The organism is Faecalicatena contorta (assembly GCF_021531995.1).
Classification (GTDB): Bacteria; Bacillota; Clostridia; order Lachnospirales; family Lachnospiraceae; genus Dorea_A; species Dorea_A contorta_A.
On the sequence record NZ_JAFBIZ010000305.1, the window covers coordinates 1 to 509 of the forward strand.

Annotated in this window: 1 protein-coding gene; it reads right to left on the reverse strand. The window is 43.8% G+C overall.

Features of this window, described 5'->3' with window-relative positions; translation table 11 throughout:
- On the reverse strand, positions 1-509 hold a 509-nt coding region (locus tag JQM82_RS16080), incomplete at both ends, for a DDE-type integrase/transposase/recombinase (protein WP_235251427.1).

Consider the following 509-nt stretch of genomic DNA (forward strand, 5'->3'; position numbering starts at 1 on the left):
ATCGGAGGAAGCCCACCGTTAGCAGAGCAGATCCTCCTGTTATTCCAGTAACTGATGAAATATCTCCAAATGAGAACCTTCAGTTCCTCTGTGGTCATAGTTTCCGTATTGTAGCGGTCATATAGAAGCTCGCTTTTCATTCTGGCCCACATGCTTTCGCATCGGGCATTATCGTGACACCTGCCACCAGCACTGTTCATGCTTTGAATAATACCGTATTTTGCCAGAGCCTTACGATAGGTTTCACTGGTATATTGTGTTCCTCTGTCAGAGTGTACAATAGCCCCTCGCAGATCAGGATATGCCAGATAGGCATTATCCAGGGTATGCTCGCACAAAGTTGCTTTCATGTTGCTTTCCATTGCCAGACCAAGGACACTGGAATCAAAGCGGTCAAAGATAGCTGAAACATATAATTTTCCATCTTTAGCCTTGATTTCGGTAATGTCAGTTACACATTTTTCAAGTGGCTTATCGGATTTGAAATCTCGCTTCAGAAGATCATCTGA